Below are 16,753 nucleotides of genomic sequence, written 5' to 3'. Positions count from 1 at the left end.
CCGCCAGGCCTCACCGCCGGCGAGGGTCAGCCGCAGTTGGTGCCGCGCTTGCCGCCCTCGGTGCCGCTGATCCGGCCCATCCAGTCCACGCACTTGTCAGCGGCCGACAGATACAGCGGCCCGGCGTACGAGGTGAAGTAGCCCCCGTCGAACTTGGTCCAGTGCGAGCCGACCGGGTGGATGGCCAGCCCCGCCTCGACGAGGACGGCCGAACCGGCGCTGTTGCGCTTGGCGACCACGCAGTTGTAGCCGTTGGACGCGTTGTAGGTGAGGAACACCGTGCCCTTCGAGCCGATCGCGGCCGAGTTCACGACGCCGTAGCCGGAGCCGCACTCACCGCCGTAACTGGCGGCCTGGGCGGGGGTCGAAACGGTCAGCACCGCGGCCGCCGTCATCGCGAAAGCCGTTGCAGCGATCTTCTTCATGATTCTGGCTCCTCTCAGCCGCAGTTGGTGCCGTAGCGGGTCTTGGTCGCGGTGCCGATCGTGCCGCCCCAGTCGACGCACGAACCGGCCGCCGAGATGTAGACCGGGCCGGCGTACGTCGTGAAGTTGCCGCTGTCCTTGACGTACGTCGTCGTGCCGGTGCGGCGGATGAACGCCTCCATGAGCGTGGCGGTGCCGGGGTTCTCCCGGAGAGTCACGACGCAGTTCTTCCCCGTCGACGCGTTGTACGTGAGGTACACGGTGCCGCGCAGGTTCGGCAGGTCGATCAGGTTCACCAAGCCGTAGCCGGAACCGCACTGGCCGCCGTAGAGCGCCGCCTGTGCGGGCGACGCGGCCACCGTCACACCGGCCGCGGTGGCGGCCGCGGACAGTCCGATTGCGGCGATCTTGCGTGAGATTCGCACGAGCGAAGGTTCCTTTCTGGTGCCGGACGTTTCGGCCCAGACGCTGGCACGCCGGACGGCATGGTCGCAGTAGATCGCCGTCCATGGATCGTCCGCTGGAGAATTCGGACAATGTTTCCGCAGCTCACACGCTTGAGCGCCGAGGAATGTCAGACCCCGCCGATACGCTGGGCGGGCACCGCGACCGATGGGGACGCAAACGGACTCAATCGGGCTAAACCGTAACGTCGGAAATTTCGGGCTCACCGTTGGGGTGTATTCGCTTGGGGTGACGGCCCGGGCGTGCCAAGGTCAGAGCCGGGCCGCGTTGGGCGCGGTCGTTGAGATCGGAGATTGTTTTGTCGGTGTACGACCCAGGACAGCTGCTGGCCGGTCATCGGTCCGCGAGCATGCTGACCCGTCTCGTGGAGCGGGGTGGCCGCCCGGCGGCGGTGAGTCCCACGATCCCGCTGCGGGCCGGTGAGAAGCAGTTCGGGTGGTTCCCGGTCGACGTCATCGGGGACGACCGGCGACTTGCCGTGGTCACCAGCCAGCGGCTGGTGCTGGGCGCTGAGTCCTTCGACCTACGGTCGGTGACCGGGCTGCGGCCACGGCCCGACGACTGGTCGCTCACCCTCGACATTCGCGGTCGCGGGACGGTGGAGATCGTCGGGCCGTGGGTGCCGTGGCTGAGCGTGGTGCTCTGCGCCGAGATCCACGGGGCGGCGTTCCCACCCGGATACGCGCCGGTCATCCCCGCCCCGCGCCGGGCGCGGCGACTGGTGACGGTTCAGTAGACCCGGGCGGTCCGGCAGGCTAGGACGGTCCCGAGAGCCGGATCGTTCAGTAAACCCAGACCTTCGTCTTCAGCGGGATCGCGTCGTTCTTCCACAGCCAGTTCATCGCGGCGACCGAGACGCGGGCGCAGCCGTGTGACGCCGGGTACGGCGGGACGCTCGGGGCGCCGTGCACCGCGATCCCGCCGTTGAAGTACTTCGGACGCCAGAGCAGGCCGAGCGGCGCGTTGCGCCAGCCGTCGATCTGGCGGCCCACCTTGAACTTCCCGCGCGGGGTGTCCGCCAGGTAGGTCTCGCCCTCCTGCTGGTAATACTCGTTCGAGCCGGTCGACGTGTTGAAGGTCCGCGTGACCTGACCGTCGGTCACCAGGAGCAACAGTTGCTTCTTCAGGTCGATCTCGATCAGCGTGCCGCTGGTGGAGCGCGCCTTCGGGCGTACGCCATTGTCCAAGGCCTTGAAGGTTTTCGGTCCGACGGACCCGTCGCGGCTGATGCCGGCCGCTTTCTGAAGGGCGTAGACGGCCTGCCTCGTGGTGTCGCCGAACTTGCCGTCCGCCTTGCCGTTCCAGTAGCCCAGCTCGGTGAGGCGCTGCTGCACCGCCAGCACGTCGGGGCCCTTGGCGCCGGCCTTCAGCTTCCTCCGAGGCGTGGGGGAGAGCGGGGCCGGGGTGTTCGGGGTCGCCGAGACGGTGGGTGCGGGAGCAGGCTGCGACGCCGGGGCCGAGACGGTGGGCGCGGGTTCCTTCGCCGTCGGGGTGTCTGTCTCGCAACCGGCGGCGAGGGTCAGCGCCACCACGGCGGCGATCGCGGTCGCCAGAGCTCTACGCACAGGTGAAGTCTAGAGAGTCATTCACGACCGTCCACCGATGAATGGCGGCCGTCCACTCGGCCGGGTGGCGTTCCGGGTATGGCGGAAAAAGAGCCGAGTAGGCTTTGGCTATGTCATGGAAGGCGAGTGCGCGGCACGGCGTACGGGAGGCGCCCGGTGGATTCGCCCTCGTTCAGGAGTTGTTGAACACTCGTCCGGCGATGTCCCATGCGTCTGACCTGCTCGCGGGTGTCGACGACGCCCAATGGTGGGTGACCGACGCGCTCGGTCTGTGGTCGCACGTCTCCGGTATGCCGGGGCCGACTCTGCTGCTCTCCGCCGCCGATCTGCGCTCGATGCGCCGCCTGCGGACCGCTTTCGAGCAGGTGCTGATGGCAGGGGTCAGCCCGTCGCCCGACGAGGCGCTGCTACCGCCGGCCGACGTCCAGGTGAGCCTCGTGCCGGACGGGGCCGGCTGGGTGCGGGTGGTCCCGACCGGCCGCGGGGTCCGCTGGCTGGCGTCGGCGTTGTGGGCCGAGGCGCTGCTGGCCCAGCAGGCGGGACTCTGGCCGCGGCTCAAGCTCTGCAACAACCAGGTATGCCGGGCCGCTTTCTTCGACACCTCGCGAAACAACAGCGGGGTCTGGCACGACGTCAGCACCTGCGGTAACACGGCGAACCTGCGTGCCTTCCGGGAGCGGCGGCGTCTGCTCGGCCACGAACATCTCTGAAAGCTGAAGGGGTGGAGCTGGCTGCTCGGCCACGAACGTCTCTGAAAGCTGAAGGGGTGGAGCTGGCTGCTCGGCCGCGAACATGTTTTGAACGCTGAAGGGAGCGGCGTCTGCTCGGCCGCGAACATCACTGAAGCCGGGCGGGAACTTCGGCGGCTTTTTCGGCGACTATCTAGTCATGGCATGTGAGCGGTGGCGCGAGATGCTCTCCGCGCAGCTGGACGGCGAGGACGACCCGGTGATGCGCCCGCTGGTCGACGAGCACCTGGCCGAGTGCGCCGGCTGCCGTGACTGGCTGGACAAGGCCGCGGCGGTGAACCGGATGACCCGGACCACCCCGGTGCCCGACGTGCCGGATCTGACGGCCGCGATCCTGGCCGCGCTTCCGGAGCAGCCGCCGGCCCCGCGGCGCCGGCGCCTGCCGGTGGCCGCCCTTCTTTACGTGGCGCTGGCCGCGATCGGGGCGGTGCAGCTGATCCTCGGGCTGACCCAGGTCGGCGGCGGGGTGAGCGCCGGGCACGCGCACAACGGGCTGGGTGCCACGCAGGGCCACCTCTGGCACGAGTCGGCGGCCTGGAACGTCGCGGTCGGCGCGGGCTATCTCTTCATCGCGCTGCGCCGGACCCGGCCGACCGGCCTGGTCCCGATGCTGACCGCGTTCGTCGGGATGCTGCTGCTGATCTCGATCACCGACCTGACCGGCGGGCGCGTCGACGTCGACCGGCTGATCGGCCACGGCTTCGTGATCACCGGATATCTGCTGGTGGTCGCGCTGGCCCGGGGTGTCGGCGGGGAGATGCGGCCGCCCGGCGCGCGGGCCGGCACCGGCTGGCGGGCCCGTTTCGACACCGAGGCGGCGGGTCCGGAGACGCCGCTGCCGGGCCTGCGACTGCTGCCACCACCGCGCGGCCCGCTGACCGCGCGGCATCACGAGGACCATCGAGCGGCCTAGCGGGCGGACGGGCGAACGGAGAGTTCACGCCACTCGTCCGGCCCGTTGAGCAGGCCGCGGATCATGTCGAGGGCGGCGTCCTCGCTGTCGTACTCGAAGAAGTGGGAGACACCCTCCGAGCCGCCGGCGCGCTGTTCGACATACCACTGATCACCGCTGGTCCGTAAGTAGACGTCCTTGCGGGCGATGCTGCCCCACTTGCCGTTCCACCAGTGCTTACGCTGCTCCATCCCGGCACTGTATCGAACAGGTGTTCGAACCGTGCCGGGAGGGCGGATCTTTTTTCAGAACTTCTGCGGCGGCTCGGGGCGGCGGCCCAGCACCTCGTCCAGGGCGCTGTTGGAGACCTGGTGGCCCTGGTCGCGCAGCAGCGCGTCGCGGATCTCGGTGAGCAGCTTGACCTCCTCACTGGGCGCCTTCGGCGGCGGCTCCTCGCCGCGACGGCGGCGCTCGGCCAGCACGTTCAGCGGCATGACCACGAGGAAATAGAGCACGGCGGCGGTCAGCAGGAAGGTGATCACCGCGTTGATGAACGCGGCGTAGGTGAAGACCACGCCCTTGACCGGCTCCCACTGGCCCTTGGCCTCGCCCGAGCCGCCGGAGATCAGTTTGATCAGCGGCTCGAGGAAGGACTTGGTGAAGCTGGTGACGACCGCGGTGAACGCGGTGCCGATCACGACGCCGACCGCTAGGTCGACGACGTTGCCGCGCATGATGAAGTCTTTGAAGCCTTGGATCATTTTTTTCACGGGCACTCCTGGGCCGGTTGTTCAGTCCGGCGACGGGGTGCCCGTCACCGGTCGACGACAAACTACGCCGACCGGGAGGTCAGTCGAGGGCAGGCTCTTCGGCGGTGACCGCCTCGTCGACCGTGGGATAGGTGTGCAGCACCTCCACCAGGCCGCTCACCTCGAGGATGCGCAGGACCCCGCGCTGCGGGGCGGCGAGCCGGACGGTGCCGCCGGCATCGTCGGTGCTGTTCTTCGCGCGGACGAAGACCGAGAGCCCGGTCGAGTCGCAGAAGGACACCTCGGCGAGGTCGAACACCAGGCGGGTCCGGCCCTTCTCCAGCAGGTCACTGATCTGATCCTGCAGCTGGGGGGCGGTTGCCATGTCAAGCTCACCAGCGACCGACACGACCACCATGTCGTCACGCTGTTCCGTTTGTACCGTCAGGGACATTCGCCGACCTCCAGTTATTGCTGAACGGTACTCCACGTACCCGCTGGCGCGCAGAACGGGACGCACCTTTGCTTCCCGGTCCGTTACTTGGCTTACAGCAACTATTGGACACGCTGATGGTAAAGTCCGGCCGTTGCGCAGGATCGCTAAGTGGGAGGGCACCGATGCCGCTCAGTCCGGACGAGGCGAGACGCTTCGCCGTACTGCTGGAGAGCCATGCTGAGCAGTTGACAGCGCGCTGGACCGAGCTTGTCACGAGGAGCCTGCGCAATCGTCTGAGCAGCGCCGAGCTCCAACGGCAGACCTCCGACCTGCAGCGTGGATTCCAGCAGGCGTTCTCCGGCGGGGCCACCGATCTGGGTGACGGGCCGGCGGACGAGCTGCGAGCCCAGCTCAGCGAGCTCTCGAACAGCCGGGCCCGTCAGGGTTTCAACGCCACCGAGACCGCGGTCAGCATCTACGCGTTCAAGGACGCGCTGCTCGAGGTGCTGGGCGACCAGAGTGACGCCGCCACCCTCCGCGACTACGTGGCGATCTCCGGCTTCGTCGACCGGGCCGCGCTGTTCACCTTCGACAGCTATGTGCGGATCCGTGAGTCGCTCATCGCCGACCAGACCGAGCAACTGCTGGAGCTCTCCACCCCGGTGGTGAAGCTCTGGGAGGGCGTGGTCGCCGTGCCGCTGGTCGGCACGCTCGACTCGGCACGCGCCCAGGTGGTGATGGAACGCCTCCTGCAGACCCTGGTGGACACCAGCTCGCCGTACGCGATCATCGATATCACCGGTGTTCCCGCGGTCGACACCCAGGTCGCGCAGCACATCCTCAAGACCGTGGTGGCGGCCCGGCTGATGGGCGCCGACTGCATCATCTCCGGCATCCGACCGCAGATCGCGCAGACGATCGTCGCCCTCGGCATCGAGTTCGGCGACATCGCGACCAAGGCGTCGCTCGCCGACGCGCTGCGTCACGTCATCAGCCGGACCAAGCAGTCGGGACGCTGACGTGGAGCGCGTGCCGGTCCTGAAGATCGGCGACATCCTGCTGGTCTCCATCCAGATCGACATGGAGGACCAGGTCGCCCTGCAACTGCAGGAGGATCTGGCCGAGCGGATCGTCGCGACAGGCGTGCACGGCGTGATCATCGACATCAGCGCCCTCGACATCGTCGACTCGTTCGTCGGGCGGACCCTGGCCGCCATCGCCTCGGTCTCCCGGGTGCTCGACGCCGAGACTGTGGTCGTCGGCATGCGCCCGGCCGTGGCTATCACCCTGGTCGAGCTGGGTCTGTCGCTGCCCGGCATCCGGACGGCGCTCAACGTCGAGCTGGGCATCGCGATGCTCGGCAGCCGGGAGACCGTCGACGTGCTGGGTGACGAGGGCGAGACCGACCCCGCGGTACTCACCCGTGAATGACGAGAGTCAGCGCCTTCCGGTCGTAACCGATCAGGATGTCGTCCGGGTTCGGCAGCTGGTGCGTACAGTCGCGGTCGGGGTGAAGTTGTCCCTGGTGGACCAGACGAAAATCGTCACCGCCGCAAGCGAGCTCGCCCGCAACACACTGGTCTACGGTGGTGGTGGCGAGGTCGAGGTGACCCGTGTCCACAACGACCGCCGGGCCGGTATCCGCATAGTCTTCGCCGATCAGGGTCCCGGCATCGTCGACCTGGACCTCGCCCTCACCGACGGTTACACCACCGGTGGCGGGCTCGGGCTGGGACTCAGTGGCGCACGTCGCCTGGTGGACGAGTTCGACATCGACACCGAGCCGGGTAAGGGCACGACCATTACGATCGTCAAGTGGTGCCGATGAGCGGAGGCGCGGTGGCGTCCCTACCCGAAGGACTCCTGGACGGAGGGGTCTGGTTCCGGGTGGAGGAGCCGGGGACGGCCTCTGCCGTCCGCCGGGCCGCCGAGCGCCTGGCCGCCGAGCTGGTCATGCCCGAGCATCGGATCGCCGACCTCTCCATCGTCGCCGCCGAGACGGCCGGCAACCTGACCAAGCACGCCTCCCAGGGCACCGTTCTGGTCCGGCCCGTGCGTGCCGCCGACCAGGCCGGGGTCGAGCTCATCGCGGTCGACAGCGGGCCCGGCATGGCCGACTTGAGGCGCTCCATGGGCGACGGGCACTCCACGGCCGGGACGCTCGGCATCGGGTTCGGCGCGATACTGCGTCAGGCCAGCTGGTCGGATCTGCACTCGGTGCCCGGCAAGGGGACCGTCATGACCGTGCAGGTGTGGCCCGGTGACGTGCCGGAACGCGGCTGGGCGGCCGGAGTGACCCGGCCACTGACCGGTGAATCGGTGAGTGGGGACGCGTGGGCGGCCCGCGAGGCCGGTGGGCGCCGGCAGGTGCTGGTCTCCGACGGGCTCGGGCACGGCGGTCTCGCGGCGGCCGCGTCACACGAGGCGGTCCGGGTGTTCCACAAGACGCCCGCTGTTCCGCCGGCGCAGGTGCTGGAGGCTCTGCACCGTGCTCTCGGGCACACCCGCGGCGCCGCACTAGCCGTCGCCGAACTCGATCCGGAGGCCGGGGTCGTCCGCTACGCGGGCCTGGGCAACATCTCCGGCACCGTGCTGTCGGCGGACGGCGGCCGCCGGGGCATGGTGTCCATGCCCGGCATCGTCGGACATCAACGACGGCAGATCCGGGAGTACGACTACCCGCTCACCCCGGGAGCGATCGTGCTGATGCATACCGACGGCGTGGTCGACCGGTGGAACGCGGGCGACTACCCGGGCCTGCTCTCCCACTCGCCGGAGGTGATCGCGGCCACCGTGCTGCGGGACGCGGGTACCCGCCGGGACGACGCCGGCGTTCTGGTGGCACAGGCCCTCTCATGACCGCCGAGCCGCTGATGCGCGTGCGCCTGCGGGTCGAGCAGGATGTCTTCGTGGTGCGGCAACTGGGCCGGGAGGTGGCCAGGGCGGTCGGACTCGAGTCGCAGGACCAGACCCGGGTGGCGACCGCTCTCAGCGAGGTCGGCCGGGTGCTGCTCGCCGCGGGCAGGCACGCCGACGTCACGTTCACCGTCGAGCCGATCGGGGTACCTACCCTCCACGTAGCCATGGTCCACCCCGTGACGGGGGAGGCGGCCCGGCTAACCGGACAGTTGCAGCATGTCGGCCGACTGGTCGACACGATGGAGGTCGACGATGGTGAGACCGGAACGATTGTCCGGATGGCGAGGCGGCTGCCACTCGGCGCTCCTCGCCTGACCCCCGACCGGATGGACGAGATCCGTGAAGGGCTGGCCCGGCACGTTCCCGGAACGCCGCTGGACGAGCTGGCCGTGCAGAACCAGCAGCTCATCGCCGCACTGGACGAGGTGCGTGCGCAGCGCGACGACCTGGCCCGGCTCAACGCCGAGCTGGAGGAGACCAACCGCGGGGTGATGGCGCTCTACAACCAGCTCTCCGAGGAGCTGGAGGAGACCAACCGCGGCGTGGTCGCCCTCTACGCCGAGCTGGACGAGAAGTCGGCGCAGCTGGGAGCAGCCAGCGAGGCGAAGAGCCGCTTCCTGGCCAACGTCAGCCACGAACTGCGCGCCCCGGTCACCGCGATCATCGGTCTGGGCCGGCTGCTCACCGACTCCGGCTCGGACGACCTGACCGTCGAGCAGCGACGCCAGGTGGACCTGATCCGCGGATCGGCCACCGACCTGCTGACCCTGGTCAACGACCTGCTCGACCTGGCCAAGGCGGAGGCCGGGCGGATCGAACCGAACTGGTCCGACGTCGATCTGCGGGCGGTGTTCGGCCAGCTGCGCGGCACCCTGCGCCCGCTCGCCACCCGGCCCGGCGTCGACTTCACCGTCGACGAACCCGGTGTGCCCACCCTGCGCTCCGACGAGGTGCTGCTCGCCCAGGTGCTGCGTAACCTGCTCACCAACGCGATCAAGTTCACCGAGGCAGGCTCGGTGCGGCTCAGCGTCCGTCGCGTCGGGGACGACGCTGAGTTCGTGGTCACCGACACCGGCACCGGCATCCCTCAGGAGCTGCAGGAACGTATTTTCGAGGAGTTCTACCAGGTGCCCGGCAGCAAGCCGGTGAGCGGCAAGGGCACCGGCCTCGGCCTGCCATACGCCCGGCGGCTGGCCGGGATCCTCGGCGGCGCGCTGCGGGTGGACTCCACTCCGGGTGAGGGCAGCACCTTCACCCTGCGGCTTCCGGTCGCGTCATGAACCCGGTCACCGTGCTGGTCGTCGACGACAGCGCCACCAAGCGATACCTGCTGGTCAGCTGGCTGACCCGGGCCGGGTTCACGGTGTTCGAGGCGGAGACCGGCGGCGCGGCGCTCGCCAGTCTGCTGGAGACCCAGGTCGACCTGGTCGTCCTCGACGTGAAACTGCCCGACATGAGCGGTTTCGACGTCTGCGAGACGATCAAGACCGATCAGCGGTACGGCGTGCTGCCCGTGGTCCATGTGTCCGCGCACGCCGTCGACGTCGGTGACCGTACTCAGGGATTGAACCGGGGCGCCGACGCGTACCTCGTCGAACCGATCGAACCGGACGAGCTGATCGCCACCGTCCATGCCGTCCTCCGCTACTACCGCGCCCGGCAGCGGGCCGAACTGCTCGCCGAGCGGATGGTCCGGCTCGCCGAGACCACCCTGGCGATCAACTCGGCACCGACCCTGCCGACCCTGCTGGCGGCCGCCGCCGAGGGCGCCCGGGACATCTTCGGCGGGCCGGTCGTGGTGGTCGCCGAGACGTCCGAGGGCGAGAGCCTGGCCGCGACGGGCAAACCCGCGACGGTACGCCGATGGGCGGTCCCCGGACACCGGGTCGCCGTCGGTTCGCTGGTCCGCAGCGACGAGCCCGGCGACTGGAACGTCGTCGACTGGCCGGACGGCGAGACCGTCGCGGTCGCCGCCGCCCGGCTGCGCGTCGACCGGCCACCGGTCTACGTCGCCGTGCCCGGCAGCTCGCAGACCCCCGGCTTCCCGGTGTTGCGGCAGCTCTCCCAGGCCGTCGCCGCAGCCGTCGAGGCGCAGCGCTCCTTCGACGAGGAGCACCGGATCGCGGTCACCCTGCAGCGCAGCCTGCTGCAGTCCCGTCTGCCCGCGGTGCCCGGCCTCGACCTGGCCGTCCTTTACGAGCCGGCCGGTGCGCAGACCGAGATCGGCGGCGACTTCTACGAGCTCACCGTGCTCGACGACCGGCTCCTCGTGGCGATCGGCGACGTGGCCGGGCACTCCCTGCACGCCGCCACCGTGATGGCCGAGATCCGGCACGCCGTCCGCGCCTACGCCGTCGAGGGCCACACACCCGGCGCCGTACTGGAGCTGGTCAACCGCTTCATGCGCACCGTCCTGCCGACCGAGTCGGCGACACTCTGCCTGCTCACCCTCGAACCAGCGACCGGCCGGATCCGCATGGCCAGCGCCGGGCATCTGCCGCCGCTCGTGCACGTCGACGGCGAGGTACGGTTCCTGGAACCGCGTGGTGCCCTGCTCGGTATCGTGGCGCCGGTGCGGGCCGAACTCGAATTCATCCTCCCGCCCGGCGGCACCCTGGTGCTCTGCACCGACGGTTTGATCGAGCGGCGCGACGCCGACCTCGACGAGGGCCTGAACAAGCTGGCAACCGCGGCCGCCCGGGTCGAGGAGGACCTCGACGCCTTCTGCCGCCGCCTGCTCACCCAGCTGACCGGAGCCGGGGAGCAGGCGGACGACATCGCGGTCGTGGCGGTCCGCCGCAACGGCTAGGCGGCCTTGAGTACGTCCAGCACCCAGGCCAGGTTGAACGCCTCTTCCTTCCATGCGTCGTAACGGCCGCTCGGGCCGGCGTGCCCGGCACCCATCTCGGTCTTCAGCAGGTAGGTGCCGTCCGGCGCCACCGAGCGCAGCCGGGAGATCCACTTCGCCGGCTCGTGGTAGAGCACGCGAGTGTCGTTGAGGCTGGTCACGGCGAGGATCTTGGGGTACGCCTGCTTGGTGACGTTCTCGTACGGGCTGTACGACTTCATGTAGGCGTAGATCTCGGCCGACTCGAGCGGGTTGCCCCACTCCTCCCACTCGGTGACCGTCAGTGGCAGCGACGGGTCGAGGATCGAGGTCAGCGGGTCCACGAACGGGACCTCAGCCAGGATGCCGGCGAACGCGTCCGGTGCGATGTTCGTGATCGCGCCCATCAGCAGGCCACCGGCCGAGCCGCCACGGGCGACCAGGCGCTCAGCCGACGTCCACCGGCTGCGGACCAGCGCCTCGGCGGCCGCCACGAAGTCGGTGAAGGTGTTCTTCTTGGCGAGCATCTTGCCCTGCTCGTACCACTGGCGGCCCATCTCGCCGCCGCCGCGGACGTGCGCGATCGCGAAGACGACGCCGCGGTCCAGCAGGGACAGGCGGGCGATCGAGAAGTACGGGTCGATCGAGTGTTCATACGACCCATAGCCGTAGATCAGCGCCGGGGCGGTGCCGTCGCGCTTGACACCCTTGCGGGCCACGATCGAGATCGGCACGCGGGTCCCGTCGGCGGCTGTCGCCCACTCGCGGAACTGCTCGTAGTCGGCCGCGTCGTAACCGCCGAGCACCGGCTTCTGCTTGCGCAGCGTCATCGACCGCGTGTTCAGGTCCACGTCGTAGACCGAGTCGGGGGTGACCAGCGAGGTGTAGGCGATCCGGACCGAGGAGGTCTCGTACTCCGGGTTGCCGGCCAGGCCGACCGAGTACAGCGGCTCCGGGAAGTCCATGTCGTACGCCGCGGTGCTGCCGTCGGTGATCACCCGCAGGCCGGTCAGGCCGTCACGACGCAGCGAGATGACCAGGTGACGGGAGAACGCGTCCACCGACTCCAGACGGGTGCCCGGCTGGTGCGGGATCATCTCGATCCACTCACCGGGATTGTCCACCGAGGTCCAGGCGAGCGCGAAGTCCTCGGCGTTGCGGTTGTGCAGGATCAGGAAGCGGTGGCCGTGGTGCTCGATCGAATACTCGACACCCTGCACACGTTCGGTGATCAGGGTGGGCTCCACCGCCGGATCGTCCGCCGGGATCACCCGTACCTCAGAGGTGATTTTGCTCTGGGTGTCGATGACGATGAACTTCTCGCTGCGGGTCAGGTCGACGCCCACCCAGAAACGCTCGTCGGGTTCCTCGAAGATCAGCGTGTTCTCCGTGGTACCGACCGTGTGCCGCCAGACCCGGTTGGGCCGCCAGGCGTCGTCGACGGTGATGTAGAACAGCGTGCCGCCGTCGGCCGACCAGGCGCTGCCGTAGAAGACGTCGTTGACCTCGTCGGCCAGCACCTCGCCGGTGACCAGATTCTTCACGCGCAGGGTGAACCGCTCGTCGCCGGCGAAGTCGGTCGAGAACGCCAGCCACTTGCCGTCCGGGCTCACGTCGAAGGTGCCGAGCGCGAAGAAGTCCTTGCCCTCGGCCAGCTCGTTGCCGTCGAGGAGAACCTCCTCACCGGGCTTCTCCGACTCCATCGGCGGGCTCGTCTCGCCGGGACGCACCGGGACGCGGCAATGGATGCCGTACTGCTTGCCCTCCTCGGTGCGGGTGTAATACCAGAACCCGCCCTTGCGGCTCGGGACCGACAGATCGGTCTCCTGAGTTCGGCCCTTGATCTCCTGGAAGACGGTCTCCCGGAGGCCCGCCAGGTGGGCGGTCGCCTGCTCGGTCCAGGCGTTCTCCGACTCCAGGAGCGCGATGGTCGCAGGGTCGTCCTTGGCCTGGAGCCAGGCGAACTCGTCGACGACCGTGTCGCCGTGGAAGGTGCGCTCGGTCGGCGCCTGGCGAGCGATGGGTGGACCTTCATTCGTCACCGGAAACACGTTACCGCCCGGATTTCCCGGACACACGAACCTCGGTCATTCGAACATGTGTACGATGTGCCAGAGTGGACGATCTTCGTTGTGGGGAGGCTTCTGACGTGAGCGGTTCCCTTCTCGCCGAACTCGCGGACATCTGCGGTCCGGGTGCCGCGCGAGTCGCCCGACCGGAGGATCAGGCCGCCGGGCGCCGCGCCTCCTTCGTGGCATCGCCGGCCACCGCCGGCTCCGTCTCCCGCCTGCTCGCGCTCGCCGGGGAACGCGGCCTGAGCATTCGCCCACGAGGATCCGGAAGCAAAATCGATTGGGGTACGCCTCCGCGGGACCTGGACATCTTCCTCGACACCGCCCGTCTCCACGGCGTGTGGGATCACGACGGCGCGTCCGCGGTCGTCGCGGCCGGCACACCGGTGGTCGCGGTGCAGGAGACCCTCGCCAGGCACGGCAAACGTCTCGCCCTCGACCCGCCGTCGCCAGGTGCCACGATCGGCGGTGTGCTCGCCGTCAACGAGTCCGGGCCGCTGCGGCACCGGTTCGGGTCACCGGCCGGTCAGGCCGTGAGCGTCAGTCTCGTCGACCCGGCGGGGCAGACCGTCGACCTCGCCGAGTGGGAGAGCCCAGCCGACGGGGTGATCACGTCGGCGGTGCTGCCGGTCGAGGAGCTTCCCCAGGCACGGCGCTGGGTGGTGCGTCCGGTGTCGACACCGACCGAGGTCAACGACCTGGCGACTCGGCTCGTCACCCAGGAGTTCGCGCTCAGCGGCGTCGAAGTCGACCTGCCGGCCGCCGGAGAGGGCTCCTTCGCGCTGTTGCTCGAGGGCGTCACGCATTTCGTCACGGTCGGCGCCGGACGTCTGGCGCGCGATCTCGGCCCGCTCGCCACCATCCGGACCGAGCCACCGCCGTGGTGGGGGCGTTACCCCTTCGACGGTTCCGATGTGGTGCTGCGGCTGCGGGTGCGTTCCCGTGACCTGCACGCGGTCGGTTTCGTGCTGCGCGACGCGGTCGGCTCGGCCGTATCGGTGCGGGGTTCGGTCGGTGCCGGTGTGGTCTATGCGGTGCTGCCACGCGGTCTGAGCGCGGACCGGATCATCGACATCGTGAGCGGCCTGCAACAGGTGCTGCTCGCCCGGCGCGGTCAGGTGTCGGTCCTGACCGCACCGCCGTCGCTGGCCGCCCGGATTCAGATGGCCCGGCCACGGGACCTGTTCTGATGCGCGTGGTCAGCTCTTGCTTTGTCGGCACGCTTCGGCGCTTACCTTGTCGGCTACGTCTGCCGGATCGTTCTGTCGGTTCGCCTTGCCGGCTCGCTTCGGGCAGCTCGCTTCGTCGGCTTGCTTCGGCAGCTTGCCTTACTGGCTATGTCTGCCAGCTCGTCTTGTCGGCTTGCCTTGCCGGCTGGCTTTCTCGACTCACTTCTGTCGGCTCGCTTTGACAGCCCGCTCTGTCGGTTCGCTTTGCTGGTTCGCTGTGCCGGCTTGCTTCGCTGGCTTTGCTTTGCCGGCTCGCTTTGCCGGCTCGCTTTGCCGACTCGCATTGCTGGCTCGCTTTGCTGGCTCGCTTTGCTGGCTCGCGTTTGTCAGCTCAGGGACGGGATTCGGGCGACGGTCTCGGCTGCGAGGTGGCGGCCCAGGCGAGCTACCTCACCGACCGCGTAGGTGAGGTAGGCGAACTGGCCGACCTCGCGGACGCCGGTCAGGATCAGGTCGTCGACGAGCAGCCTTCGACGCAGCAGGGGGATGCCTTCGCCCAGGATGGTTGGGGCGATACCGAGGATGATCTCGTCGAGCAGACCCTCGGCGACGAACTGGCTCACCAGGTTGCCACCGCCGGCCAGCCAGACGTTCTTGCCCTGAGCCGCGACGAGCATGGCCTCATGCACCCGGCGGACATCGCCGCTGATCATGAAAACGTTGGCGTCCGGCACCGGCGGCAGGTCACGATGAGTGAAGACCCAGCACGGTACGTCGCCGTACATGTCGTGCCAGTTCTGCGGCTCCTCGAGCAGGTTGTCATGCTCGAGAATCCATTCGTAGGTGGTCGCGCCCATGGCGAACGCGCCGACACCCTCGAAGAACTCACCGAACGGATTCTCGGTGCCCTCATCGACCTCGAAAAGCCAGTCCAGCGAGTTGTTCTCGTCGGCGATGTAGCCGTCGATGCTGGTGGCGGTGTAGTACTGCGTCTTCGCCATGACAAACACCATGCCACGAGCCGCCCGACAAAAAGGGCAGATCGATCAGACAGCCCGTTCCCCGCCGCTGTCCGCCGCTGTCCGTTGCTCTCCCGCGCCGCTGTCCGCTGCTCTTCGCTGCTCCGCGTCGCCGTCCGCTACTCCTCGTCGCTGCTCGTTACTACGCGCTGCTGTCCATTGCTCTCCCACACCGCTGTCCGTCGCTCTACGCTGCTCCGCGCTGTTGTCCGCGTCGCTGTCCGCTGCTCCGCGCCGCAGTCCGTCACTCTTCGTCGCTGTCCGTTGCTTCCCGTCGCTGCTCCGCATCGCTGCTCGCTGCTCCGCGTCGTTGTTTGTTGTTGTCCGCCGGTCTGCGCCGCTGCTCGCTGCTCCGCGCCGCTGCTCGCTGCTCCGCGCCGCTGTCCGCTGCTCCGCGTCGTTGTTTGTTGTTGTCCGCCGGTCCGCGTCGCTGGCACGATTTCTTGCCCGCCCGCGCCGAAACCGTCCGATATCGCAACCACCCGCCAATCGCCACTCAGCCGCATGCCGCACTCGTGAGATAGCGGTCGGGCCTGCACCCGAACTCGCCAGGTCAGGATCGCCCGCGGTCACGTCCACCCGGTCGCTCCACCACCTGCCGCAGATCTTGTGAGGTTGTGGTCGCATGGACGGCCGAACTCGCCAAGATCGGACCGTCGGCGCGATCGTCCAGCCGCCACCCCGCAGATCTTGTGGAGTTGTGGTCGTGTGGATGGCCGAACTTGCCAAGATCGGATCGCCGGCGCGGTTGCCCCGCCCTCCTGTGTTGAGCGGGTGAGATTGTGGTCGCCTCGGCGGTCGAAGTCGTCAAGTTCGGAGCGTCCGCGCGGTCATCCTGCCCTCCTGCATAGATCTTGTGCAGTTGCGGTCATCTGGACGGCCTAACTCGCCATGTTCGAGCTGTCGGCGCGGTCGCCCGCCGCCCCCGCGCAGATCTTGTGGGGTTGTGGTCCTGTCGACGGTCAGACCTCCCAAGATCGGACCACTGTCTGCTCGGTCGCCCGCTTGCATCGCTGGTCACAGGTCTTGTGAGGTTGCGGTTGTGTGCATGGCGTAACGACCCAAGATCGCGGTCGGGCGGAGACGGCGGGGGTAGGCAGCGAGGCGAGGGGGTGGCGGACGGCTGCGGGGCGAGGGGGTGGCGGACGGCTGCGGGGCGAGACGGTGGGGAGTCGGCCGGGCGAGACGGCGAGGAAAGGCAGCGGGGCGAGGCGGTGGGGAGACGGCGAGGAGAGGCAGCGGGGCGAGACGGTGGGTGGGGGTGATGGGTCGCGAATGGGTGACGGGCGGGGGTGCCGGTGGCGGGTGGGGTGTTGCCGCACCCAGCCCGCCACCGTCACCGGCTCGGTGTCCGCGGCCTGGGAAATCCGGGGTCGCGTCCACCGAAGTGGTGTATGACCGGGACTTTCCGGGATGAAAGAGGCGGCCACCGCAGATCCTTCGGATTGCCTAGATCAGAAGGAGAG

The 16,753-nt window shown here is 68.9% G+C and carries 18 protein-coding genes; 10 read left to right on the top strand and 8 right to left on the bottom strand.

Annotated features, from left to right (window positions below):
• Positions 1 to 26: 26 nt before the first annotated feature.
• Both CLV67_RS49685 and CLV67_RS49680 read right to left on the bottom strand, forming a co-directional pair.
• Entirely contained in the window at positions 27 to 425 is a 399-nt protein-coding gene (locus tag CLV67_RS49685) for a spore-associated protein A (RefSeq protein WP_106331003.1), read from the bottom strand.
• Positions 426 to 439: 14 nt separating this feature from the next.
• Positions 440 to 850, bottom strand: coding sequence for a spore-associated protein A (locus CLV67_RS49680; RefSeq protein ID WP_106331002.1), 411 nt, complete (start codon positions 848 to 850; stop codon positions 440 to 442).
• Positions 851 to 1,194: 344 nt separating this feature from the next.
• Between CLV67_RS49680 and CLV67_RS49675 the strand changes: the two genes are divergently transcribed.
• Positions 1,195 to 1,626 (top strand): hypothetical protein, encoded by a 432-nt coding sequence (locus CLV67_RS49675; RefSeq protein ID WP_106331001.1) that lies wholly within the window; start codon positions 1,195 to 1,197, stop codon positions 1,624 to 1,626.
• A 46-nt stretch (positions 1,627 to 1,672) separates the two neighbouring features.
• Here CLV67_RS49675 and CLV67_RS49670 read toward each other — a convergent pair whose 3' ends face one another.
• Positions 1,673 to 2,455 (bottom strand): L,D-transpeptidase family protein, encoded by a 783-nt coding sequence (locus CLV67_RS49670; RefSeq protein WP_106331000.1) that lies wholly within the window; start codon positions 2,453 to 2,455, stop codon positions 1,673 to 1,675.
• Positions 2,456 to 2,655: 200 nt separating this feature from the next.
• Here CLV67_RS49670 and CLV67_RS49665 point away from each other — a divergent pair, with 200 nt between their 5' ends.
• Positions 2,656 to 3,165, top strand: a complete 510-nt coding sequence (locus CLV67_RS49665; RefSeq protein WP_239166967.1) for a CGNR zinc finger domain-containing protein — start codon at positions 2,656 to 2,658, stop codon at positions 3,163 to 3,165.
• 178 nt (positions 3,166 to 3,343) lie between these two features.
• Positions 3,344 to 4,117, top strand: coding sequence for a zf-HC2 domain-containing protein (locus CLV67_RS49660; RefSeq protein WP_106330998.1), 774 nt, complete (start codon positions 3,344 to 3,346; stop codon positions 4,115 to 4,117).
• Here CLV67_RS49660 and CLV67_RS49655 read toward each other — a convergent pair.
• From CLV67_RS49655 to CLV67_RS49645, 3 genes are all read right to left on the bottom strand, one after another.
• A complete protein-coding gene (locus tag CLV67_RS49655) occupies positions 4,114 to 4,347 on the bottom strand; it encodes a hypothetical protein (protein WP_106330997.1) in 234 nt (77 codons plus the stop codon). The genes CLV67_RS49660 and CLV67_RS49655 overlap by 4 nt on opposite strands.
• A gap of 54 nt (positions 4,348 to 4,401) precedes the next feature.
• Positions 4,402 to 4,857: a large conductance mechanosensitive channel protein MscL gene (mscL, locus tag CLV67_RS49650; RefSeq protein WP_106330996.1), complete on the bottom strand. Its 456-nt coding sequence runs from the start codon at positions 4,855 to 4,857 to the stop codon at positions 4,402 to 4,404.
• Between the two features lie 88 nt (positions 4,858 to 4,945).
• Positions 4,946 to 5,299, bottom strand: coding sequence for an STAS domain-containing protein (locus tag CLV67_RS49645; RefSeq protein WP_106330995.1), 354 nt, complete (start codon positions 5,297 to 5,299; stop codon positions 4,946 to 4,948).
• 164 nt (positions 5,300 to 5,463) lie between these two features.
• Between CLV67_RS49645 and CLV67_RS49640 the strand changes: the two genes are divergently transcribed.
• From CLV67_RS49640 to CLV67_RS49615, 6 genes are read left to right on the top strand one after another with little or no spacing between them, the layout of a single operon-like run.
• Positions 5,464 to 6,300: an STAS domain-containing protein gene (locus CLV67_RS49640; RefSeq protein ID WP_106330994.1), complete on the top strand. Its 837-nt coding sequence runs from the start codon at positions 5,464 to 5,466 to the stop codon at positions 6,298 to 6,300.
• A gap of 1 nt (position 6,301) precedes the next feature.
• A complete protein-coding gene (locus tag CLV67_RS49635; RefSeq protein ID WP_106330993.1) occupies positions 6,302 to 6,712 on the top strand; it encodes an STAS domain-containing protein in 411 nt (136 codons plus the stop codon).
• The gene (locus CLV67_RS49630; protein ID WP_106330992.1) at positions 6,705 to 7,109 is read left to right on the top strand and encodes an anti-sigma regulatory factor; all 405 of its coding nucleotides are present in this window, start codon (positions 6,705 to 6,707) and stop codon (positions 7,107 to 7,109) included. Before CLV67_RS49635 ends, CLV67_RS49630 begins: the two co-directional genes overlap by 8 nt.
• Positions 7,106 to 8,140 (top strand): SpoIIE family protein phosphatase, encoded by a 1,035-nt coding sequence (locus tag CLV67_RS49625; protein WP_106331034.1) that lies wholly within the window; start codon positions 7,106 to 7,108, stop codon positions 8,138 to 8,140. Before CLV67_RS49630 ends, CLV67_RS49625 begins: the two co-directional genes overlap by 4 nt.
• On the top strand, positions 8,137 to 9,480 hold the full coding sequence (locus tag CLV67_RS49620) for a sensor histidine kinase (protein WP_106330991.1): 1,344 nt from the start codon (positions 8,137 to 8,139) through the stop codon (positions 9,478 to 9,480). The genes CLV67_RS49625 and CLV67_RS49620 overlap by 4 nt, the downstream gene beginning before the upstream one ends.
• Entirely contained in the window at positions 9,477 to 11,009 is a 1,533-nt protein-coding gene (locus CLV67_RS49615; RefSeq protein WP_106330990.1) for a SpoIIE family protein phosphatase, read from the top strand. The genes CLV67_RS49620 and CLV67_RS49615 overlap by 4 nt, the downstream gene beginning before the upstream one ends.
• On the opposite strand, the gene CLV67_RS49610 is transcribed toward CLV67_RS49615, so the two are convergent.
• Positions 11,006 to 13,069: a S9 family peptidase gene (locus CLV67_RS49610; RefSeq protein ID WP_106330989.1), complete on the bottom strand. Its 2,064-nt coding sequence runs from the start codon at positions 13,067 to 13,069 to the stop codon at positions 11,006 to 11,008. The genes CLV67_RS49615 and CLV67_RS49610 overlap by 4 nt on opposite strands.
• Positions 13,070 to 13,176: 107 nt before the next feature.
• Between CLV67_RS49610 and CLV67_RS49605 the strand changes: the two genes are divergently transcribed.
• Positions 13,177 to 14,289, top strand: a complete 1,113-nt coding sequence (locus tag CLV67_RS49605; RefSeq protein ID WP_106330988.1) for an FAD-binding oxidoreductase — start codon at positions 13,177 to 13,179, stop codon at positions 14,287 to 14,289.
• A gap of 365 nt (positions 14,290 to 14,654) precedes the next feature.
• Here the strand turns inward: CLV67_RS49605 and CLV67_RS49600 are convergent, their stop codons facing one another.
• On the bottom strand, positions 14,655 to 15,269 hold the full coding sequence (locus tag CLV67_RS49600; protein ID WP_106330987.1) for a dihydrofolate reductase family protein: 615 nt from the start codon (positions 15,267 to 15,269) through the stop codon (positions 14,655 to 14,657).
• Positions 15,270 to 16,753 lie beyond the last annotated feature (1,484 nt).

It is taken from the genome of Actinoplanes italicus (assembly GCF_003001815.1).
GTDB lineage: Bacteria > Actinomycetota > Actinomycetes > Mycobacteriales > Micromonosporaceae > Actinoplanes > Actinoplanes italicus.
The sequence above is the reverse complement of the archived record's forward strand: the minus strand, read 5'-3'. Positions and strand labels throughout refer to the sequence as shown.

What these genes read in the sequence shown, in the direction of transcription:
- CLV67_RS49625 (WP_106331034.1), top strand. Translation starts at nt 7,106, where the DNA reads ATGAGCGGAGGCGCGGTGGCGTCCCTACCCGAAGGACTCCTGGACGGA.
- CLV67_RS49600 (WP_106330987.1), bottom strand. Translation starts at nt 15,269, where the DNA reads ATGGCGAAGACGCAGTACTACACCGCCACCAGCATCGACGGCTACATC.
- mscL (WP_106330996.1), bottom strand. Translation starts at nt 4,857, where the DNA reads ATGATCCAAGGCTTCAAAGACTTCATCATGCGCGGCAACGTCGTCGAC.
- CLV67_RS49620 (WP_106330991.1), top strand. Translation starts at nt 8,137, where the DNA reads ATGACCGCCGAGCCGCTGATGCGCGTGCGCCTGCGGGTCGAGCAGGAT.
- CLV67_RS49655 (WP_106330997.1), bottom strand. Translation starts at nt 4,347, where the DNA reads ATGGAGCAGCGTAAGCACTGGTGGAACGGCAAGTGGGGCAGCATCGCC.
- CLV67_RS49660 (WP_106330998.1), top strand. Translation starts at nt 3,344, where the DNA reads ATGGCATGTGAGCGGTGGCGCGAGATGCTCTCCGCGCAGCTGGACGGC.
- CLV67_RS49645 (WP_106330995.1), bottom strand. Translation starts at nt 5,299, where the DNA reads ATGTCCCTGACGGTACAAACGGAACAGCGTGACGACATGGTGGTCGTG.
- CLV67_RS49665 (WP_239166967.1), top strand. Translation starts at nt 2,656, where the DNA reads ATGTCCCATGCGTCTGACCTGCTCGCGGGTGTCGACGACGCCCAATGG.
- CLV67_RS49685 (WP_106331003.1), bottom strand. Translation starts at nt 425, where the DNA reads ATGAAGAAGATCGCTGCAACGGCTTTCGCGATGACGGCGGCCGCGGTG.
- CLV67_RS49640 (WP_106330994.1), top strand. Translation starts at nt 5,464, where the DNA reads ATGCCGCTCAGTCCGGACGAGGCGAGACGCTTCGCCGTACTGCTGGAG.
- CLV67_RS49615 (WP_106330990.1), top strand. Translation starts at nt 9,477, where the DNA reads ATGAACCCGGTCACCGTGCTGGTCGTCGACGACAGCGCCACCAAGCGA.